General features: G+C 58.4%; 18 protein-coding genes and 3 pseudogenes. 14 read left to right on the top strand and 7 right to left on the bottom strand.

Going from position 1 to position 19,541, the window contains the following annotated elements:
* Positions 1-23: 23 nt before the first annotated feature.
* On the bottom strand, positions 24-875 hold the full coding sequence (locus ACSKB9_RS35500) for an aldo/keto reductase (protein ID WP_438079002.1): 852 nt from the start codon (positions 873-875) through the stop codon (positions 24-26).
* Positions 876-894: 19 nt separating this feature from the next.
* Positions 895-1,308 carry a hypothetical protein gene (locus tag ACSKB9_RS35495; protein ID WP_283089946.1) on the bottom strand — a complete coding sequence of 138 codons (414 nt, stop codon included), beginning with the start codon at positions 1,306-1,308 and terminating at the stop codon, positions 895-897.
* A gap of 537 nt (positions 1,309-1,845) precedes the next feature.
* On the opposite strand from ACSKB9_RS35495, the gene ACSKB9_RS35490 reads away from it, so the two are divergent.
* From ACSKB9_RS35490 to ACSKB9_RS35465, 6 genes and pseudogenes are all read left to right on the top strand, one after another.
* Complete coding sequence (locus tag ACSKB9_RS35490; protein ID WP_438079000.1) at positions 1,846-2,154, top strand: hypothetical protein; 309 nt, start codon at positions 1,846-1,848, stop codon at positions 2,152-2,154.
* Between the two features lie 67 nt (positions 2,155-2,221).
* Positions 2,222-2,578 (top strand): hypothetical protein, encoded by a 357-nt coding sequence (locus tag ACSKB9_RS35485; RefSeq protein ID WP_438078998.1) that lies wholly within the window; start codon positions 2,222-2,224, stop codon positions 2,576-2,578.
* A gap of 602 nt (positions 2,579-3,180) precedes the next feature.
* On the top strand, positions 3,181-3,417 hold the full coding sequence (locus ACSKB9_RS35480; protein WP_283089943.1) for a hypothetical protein: 237 nt from the start codon (positions 3,181-3,183) through the stop codon (positions 3,415-3,417).
* 280 nt (positions 3,418-3,697) lie between these two features.
* A pseudogene (locus ACSKB9_RS35475) lies at positions 3,698-3,994 on the top strand (glycosyltransferase); the annotation flags it as partial.
* A 599-nt stretch (positions 3,995-4,593) separates the two neighbouring features.
* Positions 4,594-4,950: pseudogene (locus tag ACSKB9_RS35470) on the top strand (PRC-barrel domain-containing protein); the annotation flags it as partial.
* A gap of 15 nt (positions 4,951-4,965) precedes the next feature.
* Positions 4,966-5,349, top strand: a complete 384-nt coding sequence (locus ACSKB9_RS35465; protein WP_438080543.1) for a PRC-barrel domain-containing protein — start codon at positions 4,966-4,968, stop codon at positions 5,347-5,349.
* 789 nt (positions 5,350-6,138) lie between these two features.
* On the opposite strand, the gene ACSKB9_RS35460 is transcribed toward ACSKB9_RS35465, so the two are convergent.
* Entirely contained in the window at positions 6,139-9,087 is a 2,949-nt protein-coding gene (locus tag ACSKB9_RS35460; RefSeq protein ID WP_283089942.1) for a formate dehydrogenase subunit alpha, read from the bottom strand.
* Positions 9,088-10,278: 1,191 nt separating this feature from the next.
* On the opposite strand from ACSKB9_RS35460, the gene ACSKB9_RS35455 reads away from it, so the two are divergent.
* Together ACSKB9_RS35455 and ACSKB9_RS35450 are read left to right on the top strand one after the other, a co-directional pair.
* Positions 10,279-10,500, top strand: a complete 222-nt coding sequence (locus tag ACSKB9_RS35455; protein WP_438078996.1) for a hypothetical protein — start codon at positions 10,279-10,281, stop codon at positions 10,498-10,500.
* A gap of 93 nt (positions 10,501-10,593) precedes the next feature.
* Positions 10,594-11,322, top strand: coding sequence for a type 1 glutamine amidotransferase domain-containing protein (locus ACSKB9_RS35450; protein WP_438080542.1), 729 nt, complete (start codon positions 10,594-10,596; stop codon positions 11,320-11,322).
* A gap of 358 nt (positions 11,323-11,680) precedes the next feature.
* On the opposite strand, the pseudogene ACSKB9_RS35445 reads toward ACSKB9_RS35450, so the two are convergent.
* A pseudogene (locus ACSKB9_RS35445) lies at positions 11,681-12,627 on the bottom strand (polyphosphate kinase 2 family protein).
* On the opposite strand from ACSKB9_RS35445, the gene ACSKB9_RS35440 reads away from it, so the two are divergent.
* From ACSKB9_RS35440 to ACSKB9_RS35430, 3 genes are all read left to right on the top strand, one after another.
* Entirely contained in the window at positions 12,626-12,832 is a 207-nt protein-coding gene (locus tag ACSKB9_RS35440; RefSeq protein ID WP_283089939.1) for a hypothetical protein, read from the top strand. The pseudogene ACSKB9_RS35445 and the gene ACSKB9_RS35440 sit on opposite strands and share 2 nt — an antisense overlap.
* A 356-nt stretch (positions 12,833-13,188) precedes the next feature.
* Positions 13,189-13,389, top strand: a complete 201-nt coding sequence (gene rpmI, locus ACSKB9_RS35435) for a 50S ribosomal protein L35 (protein WP_438080540.1) — start codon at positions 13,189-13,191, stop codon at positions 13,387-13,389.
* A gap of 261 nt (positions 13,390-13,650) precedes the next feature.
* Complete coding sequence (locus tag ACSKB9_RS35430; RefSeq protein WP_283089938.1) at positions 13,651-13,941, top strand: hypothetical protein; 291 nt, start codon at positions 13,651-13,653, stop codon at positions 13,939-13,941.
* Positions 13,942-14,957: 1,016 nt separating this feature from the next.
* Here ACSKB9_RS35430 and ACSKB9_RS35425 read toward each other — a convergent pair.
* Together ACSKB9_RS35425 and ACSKB9_RS35420 are read right to left on the bottom strand one after the other, a co-directional pair.
* Positions 14,958-16,379, bottom strand: coding sequence for an aldehyde dehydrogenase family protein (locus ACSKB9_RS35425; protein ID WP_438078993.1), 1,422 nt, complete (start codon positions 16,377-16,379; stop codon positions 14,958-14,960).
* Between the two features lie 308 nt (positions 16,380-16,687).
* Positions 16,688-16,996: a UBP-type zinc finger domain-containing protein gene (locus tag ACSKB9_RS35420; RefSeq protein WP_438078991.1), complete on the bottom strand. Its 309-nt coding sequence runs from the start codon at positions 16,994-16,996 to the stop codon at positions 16,688-16,690.
* A gap of 186 nt (positions 16,997-17,182) precedes the next feature.
* Between ACSKB9_RS35420 and ACSKB9_RS35415 the strand changes: the two genes are divergently transcribed.
* Complete coding sequence (locus tag ACSKB9_RS35415; RefSeq protein WP_283089935.1) at positions 17,183-17,446, top strand: cation transporter; 264 nt, start codon at positions 17,183-17,185, stop codon at positions 17,444-17,446.
* A 15-nt stretch (positions 17,447-17,461) separates the two neighbouring features.
* Here the strand turns inward: ACSKB9_RS35415 and ACSKB9_RS35410 are convergent, their stop codons facing one another.
* Positions 17,462-17,860: an NUDIX domain-containing protein gene (locus ACSKB9_RS35410; protein WP_438078989.1), complete on the bottom strand. Its 399-nt coding sequence runs from the start codon at positions 17,858-17,860 to the stop codon at positions 17,462-17,464.
* Positions 17,861-17,865: 5 nt separating this feature from the next.
* Between ACSKB9_RS35410 and ACSKB9_RS35405 the strand changes: the two genes are divergently transcribed.
* Both ACSKB9_RS35405 and ACSKB9_RS35400 read left to right on the top strand, forming a co-directional pair.
* Positions 17,866-18,279: a hypothetical protein gene (locus ACSKB9_RS35405; RefSeq protein ID WP_283089933.1), complete on the top strand. Its 414-nt coding sequence runs from the start codon at positions 17,866-17,868 to the stop codon at positions 18,277-18,279.
* 604 nt (positions 18,280-18,883) lie between these two features.
* Positions 18,884-19,261 (top strand): hypothetical protein, encoded by a 378-nt coding sequence (locus ACSKB9_RS35400; RefSeq protein ID WP_283089932.1) that lies wholly within the window; start codon positions 18,884-18,886, stop codon positions 19,259-19,261.
* Positions 19,262-19,541 lie beyond the last annotated feature (280 nt).

The raw sequence follows: 19,541 nt of genomic DNA, 5'->3' as shown, positions 1-19,541 counted from the left end.
TTAGGATGGCTCCCGAACTGGGCTCAATGCGTCGCCAGAGGTTGTTTGCGGTGCGGCGGCGGAAAGGTTTCATCGAGATCGGCGAGATCCTGTGGCGTCAAGCGAACGTCTAGGGCGCCACGATTCTCGCGAACATGTTCCGGCTTGCCCGACTGCGGTATCGCACATACGCCGTCCTGGCGTAGCACCCATGCCAGCGCCACTTGTGCCGGGGTCGCGCCGAGACGAGCGGCAATGGTCTTGAGTGTGACATGACGCAACACTCGGCCCTGCTGGATCGGCGAATAGGCCATAACGGGGACGCCGCTGCTCTGGCACCATGGCATGAGGTCGAACTCGATGCCCCGACGCTCGAGATTGTAGAGCACCTGATCGGCCGCGACGTTGGCACCATTGGGCAAGTCGACGAGTTCCTGCATGTCGCCGATATCGAAATTGCTGACGCCCCAGTTCCGAATCTTGCCTGCGCCCACCAAAGCCTCGAAAGCATCGACGGTTTCTTCCAGCGGAGTGAGTCCTCGCCAATGCAGCAGATAGAGATCGATCTCATGCACCCCAAGCCGGGCAAGACTTCGGTTGCAAGCCGCTATCGTGCCCTGTCGTGTGGCGTTCTGAGGCAGCACCTTGCTCACCAGAAAACTCTCGTCGCGCCGTCCCTTGATGGCCTCGCCGACAAGCCTTTCGGCGCCACCGTCGGCGTACATTTCGGCCGTGTCGATCAGATTCATGCCGAGATCGATGCCCAGACGTAGCGCTTTGATCTCGTTGGTCCGGTTCAGCGGATTCTCGGCCAGGTGCCAGGTCCCTTGGCCGAGCATTGGAATGTGTTCACCTGAAGGTAGTTCGATAGTACGGGTGGCCTCCGTCACGGTCATGATGTGACTCCTCTGTCCTTCACGGCAGACTAATTTTCACGCATAGGCCGGCGTGACGAATGGCGCAAAACTGAACATCGCCGCTGCCTGGATGGATAAACCAGATCACCGGCAGGAACGGGTTCAATATCGTGGACCCCGTCACTGGATGGGCCACATATGTCTCGTTTAGCGATGGCCGGCCGATCGTCGGGTCGAGCTTGACGCACGAACCATTGTTCGCTGTCAGGTCACGATAGTTGTAGCGCGCCGAACATACAAACATTTGATTTTCCTTCTTGTCGACTACATAGGCCGTAGCCGTCCGATAAGAGGTGTTGGATTTGACATCCGGCTCAGGGAGCAACTCGTAGCGTACGTTGCCTTGGGCGAACGCTGGCGATACGACAGCGATCGCGAAAACCGTGGCGATGCCTTGCATCATCTTTCGCATGGCCAATCCCGAATGAATAACCCACGCTAGCCCGCTCCTGGAGAGGAAGCGTTGACCGCTGTCAATTCAGGAATGGAACCCGGCATTGCTGGCCGATAGCTGGCAAGAACTGATCAGTCGGTGACTACCCCTCGCCGCGCCGTCGGCGTTCGTGGCGCGCATGATCGCACAGTGTCCGCTCGACAAGATACGCCTCTCATGGAGCTGTGAGATGAGGCGTTACCTGCAAAGGAACGTTGCCCAAGTTGCCTGTCCGGTACGTGGAGCGCTTTGCAGCGACGGGTACACTCGAACTAGTATACATCAATTGTCCGGGCGGCGATCCGCTCTATGGCCCCGCCTCTCCACACTTGCGAATAGCGAACTGCATTCGTCTCAGTGAGGGCTCGCATCTAGCGTGAAGAATAGGCGATCAGCAACCCTCATCACGTCGAGACCTGTTCCAACTCCGCATCGCGGCAGATCCACGCCGCCATCGAGCATTGGCCGCATGGTGACTTCGAGTGTGCGATTGCTCTGGCCAGTACCGGGGCGGAAATGTTGCCCGACGTCGACGAACCCCATTTCCGGGAGCTGCCAAACATCTCGCGCGTCAGTGAGATATCCAACTGGTTGATCCGCGGCGCATCTCGAGAGTGCCTGAAAAGCGGTCAAATCGACACGGTAGTTATTGAAGAGCTCGACACCGTCCTCGCGATCCATCGCGCCATCCTGAAGTTCGAAGCGGTCTTTTGGAAGGACAAGACCCCGCAGATGAAGAGCTTGCGCAATGCACGCGCACGCAATGCAGGTCAAATCCCAATCATTCTAAAATTGCTCGTTGTCAACGACAGCGTTGACTCATGACGTTACCATTCAGATCGCGCCCGCAGCTCCAACATCCCGACGCGAGACTGATGTGTTCGCAACGCGCTTGAAACGACCTATTGCCATTTCGGCTGCTTGTATCCTGGCGCTGGCATCGCCGATACTATCGGCGCACGCCCGCGACGACGGCCGCCACGTCAATTCGCCGCTAAAAGCCTGGTTCGACCAGCTCAGATCGGGCAAGGGACCCTGCTGCTCCGACGCCGACGGCACGGCGGTCAGCGATGTCGATTGGGAAACCCGCGACGGCCACTACCGCGTACGGCTCGACAACCAATGGATTGACGTTCCGGATGAGGCCGTCATCACCGAGCCGAACAGGGTGGGAAGAACCATGGTTTGGCCGATCCGCGACTACATGGGAGCCACGGTCCGCTGCTTCATGCCGGGCAGCATGACTTGATTTGAAATGCCGAGGCACCTGATCTTAGCCCAGCGCCAGGGTGACTTCCTCCGCCAGTTCGTTGAGTCCATGGCTTCTGTAAAATCGGCTTCTGAAGAACCCGCATCCTGCAATTTCTTTCATGATCCATCTCACCATTCTCGCTCATCAATATGAATGGTAAAGAGGGTGCAATCGGCTCACCGTTTTGGCAAGATCGATGGTATTCTTTTCCGAGATGGGGATGTAAGCCGAAGGTGACGTAGACTTAATCGCGAGGCAGTCTGCGGGCACGCCGACTCCGGCCATCGTATAATACCAGGTGCCTCCGAGAACGGCGAGCCATGTGCCGGCGGCCGCAAAGTAAAGACAAAGCAGAGCAAAGATCGTATCTGAGCACACCGGTCGAGAAAGCAGCATCAGCAATATGGACCATTCGAGAGCGTCTGGTGGCCCAACTGGCGCGGGCTGCTTTTCTAGCTCTGCCGCTCGAGTGCGCCCTTGACAGCCGTCAATTTCCGGCCTGCGCCTCATGTGCTTTATTTTCGCAACCGACGGCAACATCCAACATCGCCAAGCGTTGGGCCCCACTGCCAACCGGTCAAATTGCAAGGAGAGACAGCATGAGAATTTTCGCGATAGGCCTTGCGGTCATTATGACGACTTTGGCCGCATGGCCCAGCTCAGCTCAGGTCTGGGAAGAAGAAGTCGTTCGTCCTCCACCTCGCGTGGTCGAACGCGACGTGATCGTGCGCGAGCCGGCGTGGCGTAGCTACGCCTGGGACGACTGCCGGATAGTAGTCGAGCGCCACCACCGGCCCGACGGCACATTGATCGTTCGCAAAGTCCGGCGCTGTTAGAACTCGCGGACGTGTTCCTGCGCTGGCAGGCGTCGGCGCGGCGAGGATCACGCCATGCCCGCTACGGCGGGCGGCCCGCGAAGAAACCGTCCATCTCAATACGACCGTAGCGGCGTTGGGGGGCCGCGGCGTCACGGATGTCGCAGGTTGGGGAGCTTGGGCTGCACCATGATATTGACCATCTCCTGTCGAGGCAGTGAGTTGCGCCCTTTGGCACTCCCGAACAGTCGACGTTGGATTCGGATTTATGCGAATTGCACAGATTGCCCCCATTGGCTGTTTTCCAATCGAATGGCCAGAGCCGTTCGGCCTTTTATGATCGAAGCAATGGCATGCGCGACGCCAGTAATTGCCTATCGATCCGGCTCGGTGCCAGAGATAGTGGAGGAAAACGTTACGGGCTTCGTGGTCGAGGGTGAGGAGGAAGCATTTCATGCAGTAGCCGCCTCTGCCAGATTGACCGCCGCAGGGTACGTGTACCTTTCGAGGAACGCTTCACACAAATCGTATGGCAAAAGAATACCTCGATAAGTACGAGTCCTTGATGCGCGTCCGAAGGCTCTCGAGGGCAATCTGAGCCCACCGCGCGTTACGCTTCCAAAGTAATCGTCGCCGAAGGAAACACGAGCGTATAAATTCGCATCAGTCAGCTAGGACGCGCCGTCGAAGCAGGTCATGAGAGGCCGGTCACAATGCTATCTGTTTGCTAAGGTTTCGTAGAAATGTCGCTTGCCTGCTGCAGGTCGCGTTAGCTCCTCGAGCATTGACGGCCGGAAAAGTCGCGTCAGATCGCCAGTCCTCGCGTGCGGGGACGCGCTGCGCGACCTTCGAATTGGCCAGCCCGGCCGGTGGTTTAGCGGCTTCAGTAGCGGTGAGCGACGCCTAGCGTGCCAATGGACGCTGATCCCTGACGTTCAATTGGCGTTCTTTACACGCCGCAACGCTCTTCACTTGACGCAAAGGTCGCTATGCGAGCTGGACGTCGAGTTCACCAAACGCGAGCATCCGCAGACCGTGCACGTGCGTTGACGGCCATCAATGCAGCCGACGCGATGGCAGCGTAGCGCTTAGCTGCATGCAATAGGGTGCAAGCCTCCGAAACCATCGATTGGTAATCTGGGGGCCGATGCTCTGATTTCGAATGCCAATCAAGGAGACAATCAATGGTGACTGACAATGCAGCGCGCACCCGCGACGGAGAGCGGAACTGCGTCTTCCCTGATCGCAAGCGATCGCGTCGAAGGCACTGCGGTCTATGATCCACAGGGCAAGCGCATCGGGAAGGTCGAGCGGCTAGTGATCGACAAGGCCGGCGGCCGCATCGCCTACGCGGTCCTGAGTTTTGGGGGATTCCTCGGTATCGGTGGGACCCACTATCCGATTCCCTGGCCGATGCTGAACTACGATGAAAAGCTCGGTGGATATCGCGTCGACATCACCGAGGAGCAACTCAAGAAAGCGCCGAAGGCCGAGCCAGTGGAAAGCTGGGAGCAAGCGAACCCGAACCGCCACGAGCGGGTCTATGGTTATTGGGAGCAACCCGCCCCGATGCAAGAGGGCCATACTTCTTCCCTCATCATTAGCGACAGCGTGGAAGGAATGCCGGTCTATGACGTACACGGCAAGCGCATCGGGAAGGTAGAGCGCCTGATGATCGACAAGCTCACAGGCCAGATCGCCTACGCAATCCTGAGTTTCGGCGGCTTCCTCGGCATCGGAGAGGACCACTACCCTATTCCCTGGTCGATGTTGACCTGGAATGAAAAGCCCGATGGCTTCCAGGTGGACATCACCGAAGGGGAGCTTAAGAACGCGCCGAAGATCGAGCAAGGGGAACATTGGGAGCAAACAACTCGGGCCCGCAACCAGGACGTCTACGACTATTGGCAGGTCAGATATTATTGGATTGTTGCTGCTTCCGATGTCCCGTGAACACTATCGCGAGGCCTCTCATCGAAGCATCACACCTCGGCGCGCCGCCGAAATCGTCGATTCCTGCGCGCCGGACGCAGTAGCTTCGGTTGGCAAGCCCGCCCCGGGCGCGCGCTCGAACTGACGGCAGAGGGGATAGCTGAGCGGTTCGGTCGCTACGATCTCGCACTGGAAATTGTACATCATAGCGAGCAAAGTCGTGCACTTGGTAGCTGAGGTCCGCCACTAAACCTTGATCCGCCGCAGGGCCTGCCATGCGAACGCCCGTTTGGCGCACCACCATGTATCAGCCGGGCGATCGCAGATGTATCTGTATCGCTGCACTAGACTAACAGCCAACCTTCCAGGATCGCGGCGAGTTTCCGGCGCAACGTCAAATGTCCTGCCCGCACTCCGGTCAGGATTGGTGCCCTCGCGATCCAGCACAGACCACTGCGCTTGCGCGCGTACGCCCGCAGTCCGCATTGCCGACGCGACCCCCGCGACGTCTTGCCGCGAAACTCGAAATTGACCATCGGATATTGCGGCGCCGCGAGTGGGCGGGCATAGAAGCAGTAGCCGCAGCTGATGCACAAATCTTTCGAAGCAGCCTGAGGGCAATCGTCTGTCGGATTGATGCATGTTACACGGCCCCCCCCACAGGGCCGGACCGTGCAATGCATGCATCGAAACCGAACTTACTTGGCTTGCCGTCATTCTCCAGGAGACGTCATTCTAGTTTTTGCGGATGGTGACGCAGGCATTGCAGCATCTACAAAGGAATTTCATGCACGCCATGGCTCTATCCTCTTACGCCGCCCTGATCTGACAAAGGGTGGCCTTCGGCTCATGCATGCCGGTCGATGGATCGTATCCGTAGGTCGTGAGCGTGTTCACGCTCTCGCCGAGTACGATCGGATCGGCACCTTTCGGATACTTGGGACGCAGATCGATGCCTTCGTACCAACCGGCAAAGTGGAAAGGCATCCAGGCAACTCCCTCGCCTACTCTTTCCGTCACAACGGCCTTCATGCGAGCCCTCGAATTACTCTCCGGCCCGGTTACCCAAACCCATCCGCCATCCTTGATTCCGCGGGCGCCTGCATCCACCGGATTGATTTCGACGAACATGTGCTGCTGCAGTTCTGCTAGCCATTTACTGGATCGCGTCTCTTCGCCGCCTCCTTCGTATTCTACAAGCCGTCCCGAACTCAGGATCAGGGGAAACTGCTTGGCAATGCCTTTGTCAACGGCAGCCTTCTGAATGCTGAAGCCGATATTGGGCACGCGGAATTGCCTGGCATCCGGCAGCGTCGGATAATCAGCCACGAGATCCGGACGGGGGGTGTAGATCGGTTCGCGATGGACCGGAATTGGATCAGGCAAATTCCAGGCGATCATGCGGGCCTTGCCGTTGCCGTGCGGCGAGCAACCGTGCTCGATCGCGACACGTTGAATGCCGCCGGAAAGATCCAGCGCCCATGACACCGCATCGGGATTGGCACGATTGACGCGTTGGATGACCTCCATTTCCTGCGGAGTCAGGTCCTTGTCCCAGCCCAGTTTCTTCAGCACGGCCAGCGTAAACTCGGGGTAGCCGTCCTTGATTTCGGAACCGACCGAATACGACCCATCGGCAAGCAAATTGTCGTGTTGCTCCTTTTCGACTTCCTGCCCGTTCTCCATCACCTTGCGCTTGACGATGCGTTCGACGCCGAACCGCGCGCGGAACGTGCCGCCGCCTTCGCTTACCGGAAGATTGGTATTGTAGAGAATCGGCGTGCCGGGATGTCTGTACTCGGGCGTCCCCCAACACGGCCACGGCAGGCCGTAATAGTCTCCACCCACTTCCGGATCATCCTTCGGCGCCCGCAGGGTGACCAGATCGAATTTGGCTTGGTTCCTCATGTGCGCCTTGAGCCTCTCCGGCGATTGTCCGCAATAGCCCGTCGACCAGCCGCCGCGATTGATCTCGCGCAGAATATCCTCCGCCGGCACCGCGCCGTTTTCTACCTTGATGTTCTTGAACATACGGTCGGCGAAACCCAGCTTGCGCGCGAGCAGATAGAACGTCTCGTAGTCGTTTTTCGATTCGAACGCTGGGTCCACGATCTTCTCACCCCACTGCAGCGAGCGGTTCGAGGCGGTTCGCGAACCATCCATCTCGAAGCTGGTGCAGGCCGGTAAAAGATAGATGCCGTTCTTGCGTTCCGAGAGCACCGACCACGCGGTCGGATACGGATCACACACAACCAGCAGTTCGAGCTTTTCTATCCCTCGCTTGGCTTCCGGCATCCGGGTGATCGTGTTGACGCCATGCCCCATGACGAACAGCGCCTGCACATTGTCGGGCTGTGTGACCTGATCCTTCGGCAATAAACTCGCGTCGAACCAGCGCGTGCTCGGAATTCCCGGACTTTCCATCAGCGTTTTGCTCGCGAAGCGCGAAGCGATCCAGTCGTAATCGATCTCCCATACCCTGCACCAATGCTGCCAGGCATCCTGGGTCAGGCCGTAGTAGAGTGGCAACGTCGTCACATCGAGGCCGAGATCGGTAGCGCCTTGCACATTGGTGTGGCCGCGAAAAATATTGGCGCCGCCTCCGGGACATCCGACGTTGCCTGTCGCCAGCAGCAGTATGCAGCTGGCACGGACGTTCGCTGTACCGGTCGAGAATTGCGTCTGCCCCATAGCCCAGATCAATGTTGCGGGCTTCTCTTTGGCGAACATTTCCGCGACATGGCTGACCTGTGCTTCAGGCAGACCTGTAATACGCTCGACTTCCCGGGGCGTCCACTTCGCGACTTGCTTGCGGATCTCGTCAATGCCGTACGACCGCTGGTGGATAAATTCCTTGTCCTCCCAGCCGTTCTGAAAGATGTGCCAAAGCATGCCGTAGATCGTCGCGATGTGGGTTCCGGGGCGAACACGAAGATACTCCGTCGCGTGCGCGGCCGTCCGCGTCATTCGTGGATCGATGACGATCATGTTGGCCCGGTTCAGCTCCTTGCCTTCAAGAATGTGTTGAAGCGAAACCGGGTGCGCCTCGGCTGGGTTGCCGCCCATAACCATGATGGTCTTGGCATTTCGAATATCATTGTAGCTATTGGTCATCGCGCCATAGCCCCAGGTATTGGCTACCCCGGTGACCGTCGTGGAATGGCAGATACGCGCCTGGTGGTCGGCATTGTTCGTGCCCCAGAAGGCCGCAAGCTTGCGGTTGAGGTAGGCGGCTTCATTTGTGAACTTGGCGGATCCAAGCCAGTACACCGAATCCGGTCCGGACTTCTCGCGAATTTCAATGAGCTTGTCCCCGATCTCGTCGATGGCCTGCTCCCATGACAGACGCGTCCATTGGCCATCGACAAGCTTCACGGGGTAGCGCAAGCGGCGCTCACTCAAGACGTCATCTCGAACCGCAGCGCCTTTGCAGCAATGCGATCCACGATTGATCGGGCTGCCATAGTCTGGCTCCTGCCCGGTCCACACGCCGTTCGTGACTGTTGCGATAACCGAACAACCGACGGAACAATGTGTGCAGATGTTCTTACGGGTGTTAACTGTGGCACCCGCGGGAGGCGGCGGGCCGGCTTCCGCCTGGCGAACGCAACCGAGCGGTAAGTCGCCAAGCACCGCCAGCGCACCGATGGTGACGCCCGAGCGGTTCAAGAAGGTACGGCGATCGATGCCCGTGCGTGGTTGACACGGCGCGACAGCTGCTTGCCCACGACTGCGACGTTCCGACTTCCTGAACAGCATGCGCGCCTCCTTATCGGGCGGGATAGCTGTTGACGCGATAGAAGTTTTGAACCTCGGCTGAGTTCGCCCGGTAACGGGGCTTCCGCTTACCGCTACCCGAGGGCTCAGCCACGATGGGCTCGATGGTCAACGTTCCAGCGGTCGCGGCGGTAGTGCTTACAATCGCCAGGCGAAGCAGATCACGCCGGTACACGGCTGCCTGGACACGTCCCTTCATACACAAGCCTTTCCAAGCGGTTCCAACGGGCGTTGGAGATCAAACTCAATTGCCACTATGCGCACAGCACGAGACGTAGGCATCATGACAAACATCATTTTCTAGACAGATTTTTTCCTCCTGCCCCGTCTACTGCGCGTCGATAGCACAGCTCTCTCCGCTGTGATTGCGAACAGTGAGAGTACCGAGGCCTCCTGCCCTGACCCCGTAGATGCAACAGCAAACCGCAAGGCCGGATCGGCGATGGGGCCATTCATCGGGGCTCTCCCTTCGTGCAGCCACGTCACGCGTTAGTACTTAGGAGAAGGATCAACGATGCTCTTGGTCGCACCGCCCGGCGCGGGTTGCATGTCTGGCGGTGTGCCCCCCTGTGGACTTGTCGGTGGAGCGCCGCCAGTGCCGGTCGATAGTGGGCCGGTCCAGCCCTGTGGCTGGGGTTGACCCTGATTGTCCGGCAAAACTGTGCGCCCGGTACTCCAAGGAGCATCTCCCGACTTTTTATCTTCACTCTGCGGCTGGGCTGCACCCATGGAGCTGCAAATGCCCAGGATGAACGCGGCAAGCGCGACGCAGGTACACGAACTTCGCATGCAGTCTCTCCCTCTTGTCGGACCAGCGGAGCGATGAACCTAAGCCTAGACGCATGATTTCGGTCAGCATCGGCTGGTCGTAATCGAGATTGGCAACCGCAATTCCACCCGAAGCGGCCGTAACAGCGACACAGCTCGAGGAAAGGGTCGGCGGACGACTCAACGACACCTCTGCTTGGCCTACATGATCGACATGGGACATGCGGCAGAAGTCCAACTTTGTTCAGATCAGCCTATTCAGCAGCGTCGAATCTTCTCAACACTCGGCCGTCTTTCGTTCCGGGAGTACGGAAGCGTGGCACAGTATGCCGCTGCAGTTGTCTTAGGGCCTTGACGGGGATCAGTTTTCATGAATGGGAGATGCTCAGCTGAGATCCCCATCAAATGATGATGCTTCAACAACAGACATTCCACGAAAGAGGCCGCGCACCAACTCGTCGCCTTTATCTTGGGGCCGATCACGAGAGTAATCCGGCTCGAAATCAGAGGGACCTGGTCTCTGGTAAAACCGAACAGGCGCTCGACCAGGACGAGCTTCGAAAGTTCACCGACAATCAATGTGACGCGACAACAACCAAAAGCCTGTGCCAATCAGCGCTGGTTTGACCTTTGACGGCAAAATTGATGACCCTCAATGAACATCGAACCATGATGCCCGATGCTCCGCCACCAAGTGCCGAGCAGAGGAGTAAACCTGAGATGAGGATATTGATCGTACTAACCTCGCACGACCGACTTGGGGACACTGGGAAGAAGACTGGCCTCTGGTTCGACGAACTCGCTACGCCCTATTACATCTTCAAGGACGCCGGCATCGTTCTCACACTTGCATCTCCCGACGGAGGCCTGCCCCCGGTCGATCCAAGAAGCGAGTGGGCCGAAGCGGAGACCGAAGCGACTATTCGCTTTCAGCGCGACAGTCATGCACAAGCCGAGTTGACGAACACCCGGACGCTGTCGAGCATTTCGGCCCGCGACCATGATGCCGCCTTCTATCCAGGCGGCCACGGGCCGTTATGGGATCTCGCCAATGATCCCCACTCAATCGCACTGATCGAAACCATGGCCCGCACGCGTCGTCCATTAGGGCTCGTCTGCCATGGGCCCGGCGCGTTGCGTTCTACCAGGGCATCCAATGGGCTGCCCCTTGTCGCCGGCAAATCCGTCACCGGATTTTCCAACCTCGAGGAGGCTGCAATTGAACTGACTGACGTCTTACCGTTCCTGGTCGAAGATATGTTGAGGAACAACGGCGGCAACTATTCCCGGAAAGAGAAATGGCAGCCCTATGCCATCTCCGATGGCGACCTGATCACGGGACAAAATCCAGCATCCTCGGAAGCTGTTGCCAACGCTCTACTCGATCGACTGGGGATCAAGGGCCAGACGCAAAAGTTGGTGACGTCGCGGCTCGGAGCGTTTGAATAGTACTGCGTCCTGCCCGAATGCGGCGCCGGTCAATTGGGAAAATCAAGCAGGCGCTCGTCGAGTGAGCAGCAGCGGTCAGCGACGGGACAGCGCCATCGCCAAAATGATACGGTTATGGCTGTGATCTTTGCGCTGCGCTCAAGTTCATTCTTGGGTTTGATATTCCAGGCAAAGGAGAACTCCCGTGAGCCCCGAAAGCCTTATGCCGTCCTGGTCATCGTCTGTTTTGCAATCGTGCTGATGCGGTGGGCACGCATCAATGGACCTGCCAGCATGGACGCATAAAGAAAGTCGCCCCGAACATCCCGGACGCCGCGGCTGTGCTGGCTCTGCTAAGCGCTTGAAACCCTTTCTATGTTCACTTAACCTGTTGACCGGCGACTTTACCGACTTTTCGCTCCTGCCCCTCCGCCAGCAATGCCTTGCGGACCAGCTTGAACTCCTGCAGCGAAGCAGGGTCGATCTTGGGGAACTGCAAATCGAGCCTGTTGAGCGCGCTGACGACAGTGGAGCCGATCACCACTCGCGCGAACCATTTGTGATCGGCCGGTACCACATGCCACGGCGCCGCCTCGCTTGAGGTATGCCTGATAACCTCCTGATACGCCGCTTGGTATTTCTCCCACAGTGCGCGCTCGGCGATATCGGCCATCGAAAACTTCCAGTTCTTCGAAGGCTCATCCAGTCGCGCGAGAAAGCGCTGGCGCTGTTCTTCCTTCGATATGTTGAGGAAGAATTTCAGGATGATTGTGCCATTGCGCGCGAGGTAGCGCTCAAAGGAAGAGATGTCCTCAAACCGCTCGCGCCAGATATTCCTGGTAATCAGCCGGTCGGAATCTTCTCCTTAGCGCGAATCTCCGGATGCACCCGCACCACCAGGCACTCTTCATAATAAGAACGGTTAAAGATGCCGATGCGGCCACGCCGCGGCAGCGCGATCACGCTGCGCCACATGAAATCATGATCGAGCTCAAGCGTTGACGGCTGCTTGAAGGAATGGACCTCGCAGCCCTGCGGGTTGATGCCCTTGAAGATGCTCTTGATGGCACTGTCTTTGCCGGCGGCGTCCATGCCTTGGAAGATCAGCAGCAACGACCAACTGTTCTGCGCGTAGAGCTTTTCCTGGAAATCACTCAACCGTTTGTGGTTGGCCTCGATGATCTCCTCGCCCTGGCCCTTGTCGAGACCTCCCCTCTCCCTGGTCTTCTGCGATTTGAGGTGAAACTCGCTCGATCCGTCGAAGCGGAACGGAGCTACAAAAGGCCTCAACTCGGCTGCGAAAGAATGCGAAGGCTTTTTGTTCATGGTGGTTGAGGTGTTGGTCGGGGGTGGCCCGCAGTATGAAATCCGGTGCAAAGGTATCGAAAGCGCAATTCGCTTCTTCCTGTTCAACGATCAGCATCGTCTCGTTGGCTGGAATCAATTTCAGCGTGCAACTCTGCGCCGCTTCGTTTGTGACATCGGCGACCGCATTACGTACTTTTACGGTGCGGGAATTCGCAGCATTTAGTTGAACGTTCTTGCGAGGCGATCGTTCATCTTTCCGGTCGGTTCCCTCGAAAAGCGTTACCCCCAGCCAAAGCAAGGGTGCGAGTATGAATATAAAAACTTATCCCGTGGCCTGCTATCGGCGGATACTCTCGGTACAACGGCGCGCAGTGAAGCGGCTGGATCGTTCGCCAAGATTAGGCCCGCCATCATGTTCAGGAAATTCCCAAATAATGGGCCGTGCGTCCGGACGGTTAGCGGCAGATCGTTGATCTAATGCTTCCGCAGGATTTCGCTGTCTCGGATATTCAGAACGAAGCGACGATTGAGGCCATCGCCAAGATCGCTTTGTCATCTCGCAGCCAAAGGAAGGCCAGAATGCCCAAGTTGAAGACCAAATCAGGCGCAAAGAAGCGCTTCAAGGTGACTGCCACCGGCAAAGTAATGGCAGCCCACGCTGGCAAGCGCCACGGCATGATGAAAAGAACCAAGAAGCAGATTCGGCAGCTTCGCGGCACCCGCGTGCTGTTCAAGACCGACGGCGACAACATCAAGAGATACTTCTTGCCGAACGTCTGAGCGCGACCCGTGATCACGCTCCCTCGCGCCCCCGCTCGACCCGGCATGTCGCTTTTCCTCTGCTGGTGGGGACAAAACGGACATTGAATAAGGGAAATGTGAGCAGTTGCGAATTTTACGCTCACGCGAAACGGGCCAAACTGTTCAGTGGTTCTCCTTAGCTAACCACCCCTTGGATCCGCCACCCACCGGCTTGCGATCCGTCAATGCGAATGGCCGGGCCGGGAGGGATATTGAGCCAGCTCAAGCGGAGTGGCGAACATGGATACGGAACAAATCATTCTAGGCCTGTTGCTGCTGCTGTTAGTCGGTGGCGTCGCTTATTACCTGTTGCAGCATGGATCGCAGTCCCTGCGGCCGGATCCGGCAACGCGGCGACAAGCCGACTTGCGACGGCAATCGGAAACCCAGCGGGATTTTCAGCGCGTCTTTTCAATGACGAGCGCGCAGGGGAAGGAGGGCCTGATCAAGCGCTGGATGGATCGGACCGGTTGCGACCGCACGGAAGCCATGCGCCTGGCAACGGAAGAGTGGCGCCGGGATAACCGCTGAAACCCAAGTCTATCTCCAAGTCAGTTAAGCGCTAGGTCCGGTTGCGCCTTTAGCCCTGACTTGCTTTACGGCCGTCAACCAGCCTTCCGACGGACCAACCGGCGCGCATTCTTTCGATCAGGCGGCCGACGACATCTGTCATGAGACCATTCATGACGCCGCCGGACGTTCTTCAGAAAATCAGCTGCACCGTATGCCTCGACCAGCGCATTTTCGCCCGCTGCTTGGATCGACTGTTTGCTGATGCCGCGCCTCGATGGCGTTTCGGGCGCGAGACCTCTATCTAACCATCTCCTGAACTCAGTGCGCTAGTGAGGATTGTCCACGGCCAAGTAGCGACGCATCGTTATATTTGTTAACCATCTGCCATGACATGCACTCATCGATGCGCCGGCCATGTCGAGTGATGTTACGGCAGGACCCGGTCAGAAAACGCGTCGCTTTGAGCTCGGCAGCGTCCAATTCTCCCGGCGCCCTGGCCGTCAGATAGAGTTCGATCAACGGCGTTGCGCCGAACCCTGCGAGCTCAAGGCGCATCATACGACGACATCGGCCGGTCCGCTCCTTGCGTGCGCACATGATGCAGGTAGCTCTGTTCGAGAGTCGCGGAGGTTGCGTGATATCAACGCGCCGCGCCGTCCGACCTCCATGATTGATGAGATGGCTGGCACACTGGTTGCCACATTCGCTGTGCCCGAGCGCGAAGGAGCATCGCATGAACAGAAATGTACCCTTAAATTATCTTCCTGATCGCGATGGTCTGCGTTGCCATAGTTCTGATGATCTGGGCCATGAAAGAAACAAGCACCGGACGACGGGAGTTCCAAGCCTCTGAGACGCCGCGAAGCACATATACGCAACCCAATGCGAGCCCCGTTCCAGCGGTTCCGGCGCCCAATAACGATACCCATGCCGGCAGCGCCAGGGGCAGCAGCAGTCCCCAAAACAAAAGCCGGTAGCGTAGTTTATCAGGGGGGAATTGGCCTACTGAGCAACATCGTCCGTGCTATGCACCTTCAGGACCATGGCCCCTGTACGGCGGAAGCATTCCAGGGAAAGCCTCGCGGCGCGTGCTGTGCTGTCAGCCACTGATCGGTAGTGAAAGCCTCGATGGCCCAAGAGCCGTTGAACCGGCCGAGGCCGGAGTTCTTCTCGCCGCCAAACGGACAGGTCGGCAAATCGATGACAGGCTGATCATTGACATGGGCCATACCGACCTGCATTCGCTGGGCAAAGTGCATGCCCCGGTGCACGTCGCGCGTGAACACGGCGCCGCTTAATCCAAAACTCGTTTCATTGGCTACAGCCAACGCTTCTTCGGCATTGCCGACTCGGAGAATTGGCGCCACCGGCCCGAATATTTCCTCTGCTGCAAGTTCCATTTCGTTAGTAACGTTTACGAAGATATGCGGTGGCAACACCAATCCGTTCGGTTCGCCGCCGAGCACCTGCTTCGCGCCGTCTTCGCGCGCGCGGCCAATGCGTTCCATCAACTTGCGAAGCTGCGAGTTGTTGATGATCGGGCCGACCATGGTGTCACTGTCGCTGGGATCGCCGATTTTCAGCCTCGCGACCCGCGCGGCGAAGCGCTCGACGAACGTATGATAAACGGCCTCCTCGACGATGATGCGGTTAACTGCGATGCAGATCTGGCCCTGGTGCAGAAACTTGCCGAACACTGCGGCCTCGACGGCCTGATCCAGGTCGGCGTCCGCGAGCACAACGAAGGGAGCATTACCACCGAGCTCCAGATCGACACGCTTGATGATCGGCGCCTTCGCCGCAAGTTCCGCGATGTTGCGGCCGACTGGCGTCGAGCCGGTAAACGAAACCACCCGCGGAACGGGATGACTGACGAAAGCGTCGCCGATTTCGCTGCCCGCGCCGACCACGACGTTGAGGAGACCCGCCGGCAGGCCGGCTTCCTCGAAAATTTTCGCTAACAGTAATCCCCCTGTCACCGGTGTATCGCTCGCCGGCTTCACCACGACGGCATTTCCCACCGCCAGTGCCGGCGCGATGGTGCGGTTGCTCAGGTGCAGCGGCCAGTTCCACGGACTGATCGCGCCGACAACGCCGACCGGTTTGCGCCGCACCTGATTTTCCTTGCCCGGAATGTCGGACGGAATCATGCGGCTTTCGACGGCATGCGGCACCGAGGTGGCCCAAAGCATGACGGTATGAGTCACTTCCCACTCGAGGTTCGCCTTGAGCCGCGTGCTGCCGGATTCACTGATCAGCCAATCAACGATTTCGCCGCGGCGCGCTTCCATGATCTCTGCTGCCCGACGAAATACATGCGCTCGGGCGGGCGGTGCTGAGGCAGCCCACTCCACCTGAGCCTTGGCACCCCCTGCAAATGCCGCATCAAGATCGCTGCGATCGGCCTGCTTGATTTCGAGGAGGACATCGTCGGTATAAGGATTTGTGTCAACCAACCTGCTTTCTGACCGGCCGTGGCGACAGTCGCCAGCGATCGGAAGCAGCTCGAAGTGGTCATAAGGTTGCAGGTCTATCGTTTGAACTCGCGCGCCAGGCTGTTTTGTGGCTTCGGCTCGATCCGGAATTCCGTTTGGCAGTACGCGCGGCCATGTCCTTCACCTTACCAGATTGGCTTTCGTGACCGACTATGACGATGCTCCACCTTGAGGGCCGTCAACGTCGGGAGCATCATGCGCCGTCAGTCAGTCTCGCTTAGGGCGGCATTGCCCACGCCTTTACAGCCCACCTGCAGCGCGGCATGGCATCAATACAATCTCGGGATCGGGCCTCCGTGCGGCGTCGGCCGATCCGACAAGTCAAGCATGATTTCATCAACGTAACACCAGCCCCAGCCTTCGGGCGGATCATAGGCTTCAATGATCGGGTGATTGGTTGCATGAAAATGCTTCGTCGCGTGGCGATTGGGCGATTGATCACAGCAGCCGACATGACCGCAGGTTCGGCAGACGCGCAGATGCAGCCATGGATCGCCCAGTTGCAAGCATTCTTCGCACCCAAGGGCACTGGGAACGACGTCGTGAATTCCCGCCAAATGCCTGCAGCCTTGTGCCATTCCGTACTCAATGTCTGTTCTACTTCAATGATAGCATAGCGTGCGGGCCGCCTGGCCTGCCTTGATGGTCGTCAACTTTCCAGTGCTTCTGCCTATCGGGGCTGCATCCGCCATGCGTAGCACTCACCATCATCGGCTCGACAATTGTAGATCGTGCTTGTGGGTTTCAATGAGAGAGCCCAATCGTTGGAACTGTCGACGCGCGACCCCGTTTCACTCACGATCAGTCATGGCCGCCAGCACCCCGCCAAAATCAGAGAAGGTCATCTACGCTGCCGTGTGGGCAATCTCCTGGTGGCTCTTACCAAGCTAACGGCAGCCCGGCTGACCGGCAGCTCTTCCATGTTCAGCGAAAGTACGCACTACTTTGTCGATACCGGCAACGAGGCACTGCTGCTCCATGGTTACTACCGGTCGCGCCGGACAACAGATCGTGCGTATCCGAAATGATTCCAATCCGGAACATCATGTCCCCGCGCCCTCAACCGCAATCGCCAAAAGACGATCGAGAAAGTCAGCTTGAGCGGACAGCATCTTGGTCCGCGCGAGCTCTATATCGAACCATTCGGCGCGGTCGACTTCGGGAAAGCTCTGCCGTCGACCGCTTCGGGGCGGCCATTCGATATCGAAGGTATTGCTGGTCAGCGTTACCGGGTCAAAGTGGCCCTCGCCGGCGAATGCGATGACGCGCTTCCCTCCTCGCTGTCGGACTTCCCCCAGCGCCTGGAGTGGACCAATCGAAGCGCTCGGGCCGAGTTCTTCGGCAAACTCGCGTCGAGCGACGTTCTCCGGAGCATCATTGGCATCGATTTCGCCCTTTGGAACGGACCAAGCGGCTTCTCTCGCGGGAATGGGCGCGATCATGGGGAATGGGATCCAAGTCTCGGGAGTATATGTTCGGCGCCACCGTCCGGCATCTGGCCGAGCGGGCGAAGGAAGCCAGACTGACGGCCGACACCGCGGCCTGCCAAGCCTGGAACGCCCGCATGCTCGCTTTCCAAGGCCCTGCTCAGCCCTCCCCAGCTCTCGGCGACGCGCTCAATGCCGGCTACCGCTATCTCGAGGTGAAGTGCCTCGGCTGTGAAACCCATCAGACCGTCGCGCTGGACATCGTCAGGCGGCCGAAATGGACGCCCATCCACGAGCTCGAACGCTACATGCGCTGCAAGCAGTGCTCTCGCTCGAACGGCTATCCGTTCAAGCGTAGGCATCTGGTGGCGTTGCGAACGAACAAGATCTCGGCCATGAACCCGTCCTCGACGTGGTGGCCGGGAGAGCGTTGACACATTGCGGCAGCGCCAGAAGAAAGTCCCGTGCCTCATTGGAACGCTATCAACAGGACAATTGTTGTCTGGGAACACCGGCGGAGGCCGCGGAAGTGGCGGACGAACTTGGATATTCGGGTCACCGGCTAGTGGTCGTCGAGCAACCCGGCGGCGGATTCTGGTTGAGATCGCGCCTCTCGACCGCAGCGGCCAAACCATTAGAACCATGACCTATCAAAGTTCGCGAGAAGCGATTGCCGCAGCAAAGAGGACCATTGACGAGCACCCCGGAAACAGACGCGCCTCGTAGCGCCCTCTAGAGGATCCTCGGATCGGTCCCCGCCGCTCTATCCGAACTGCTTATCGTGCGCCGAACCGTGATCAGCGGCGACAAGCTGGAGAGCGACTTCGTGGTGATCCAATCCAATGACGTCTTCCCAGTAGTCTCTTTGGACAAAAAGTACCTGTGCCCGCTGTGCGGTGAGGCTGCGGTGACCGTTTCTGCTCAGAGCGCCGCGTTTTCGTCTCGGGCGATATCTGACCTGGCTTGCTCCAATGGACACAGACTTATAATCACACCAGGGGGCAAGATCGTGGTTACCCGAAGCTCGAGAACGGACCAATGGTAGACCTCACTGCAGAAACGGCGCGACTGATGAAGGTCACTGAGGCGATCGTCGCTGAGCTGGATCGACAAGGTGTCGCCGAAGCGGTCGCCGACCTGGGCTTCGATCCCCTTGAGGTGGCCCGCGTCGTCATCCGCGCAGCAGACGTAGACCTGGTGCCCGTTTCGAAAGCCGCGGACCTGATGCACCTGACAGACACCCCAGCTGAGACCGCACGACTAATGAAGGTCGCAGAGGCGATCGTCCACGAAATGAACTGTCAGGCCGTGGCGGACACGCTCGAAGACCAAGATTTTGCCGTCATGGAGCTGGCCCGGGTGGTGACCCGCGCCGCGGATGGCGAGGTAGTGCCATTTCGTCGGCCGTATTTCTGATGGATTTGTTTCTCTGCCCCGGGACGCGGCGAAGGGGCGCGAGCGATAGTCCATTCGGGCCAGGCGCTCTGGTGCATCTTATGCTATAAATGTCCGTCTTAGCCAAAGCTGAGTTGCCGACCGCTCAGGGGCACGCCATGGCTGAAATCTTATATCGTTCGAGCATCATCATCTTGGGCTTAAGCCCTATCGCAATCACTGCAATTGTAGTGTTTATGTGAAGCTGCCTCGATCAGCAGACTAAACAGACAAGCGATGAAATACATCGGCGACCGCCCCT

It is taken from the genome of Bradyrhizobium sp. BR 1433, assembly GCF_051547665.1.
Lineage (GTDB): Bacteria > Pseudomonadota > Alphaproteobacteria > Rhizobiales > Xanthobacteraceae > Bradyrhizobium > Bradyrhizobium australafricanum.
This window is presented reverse-complemented; position numbering and strand designations above follow the sequence as displayed.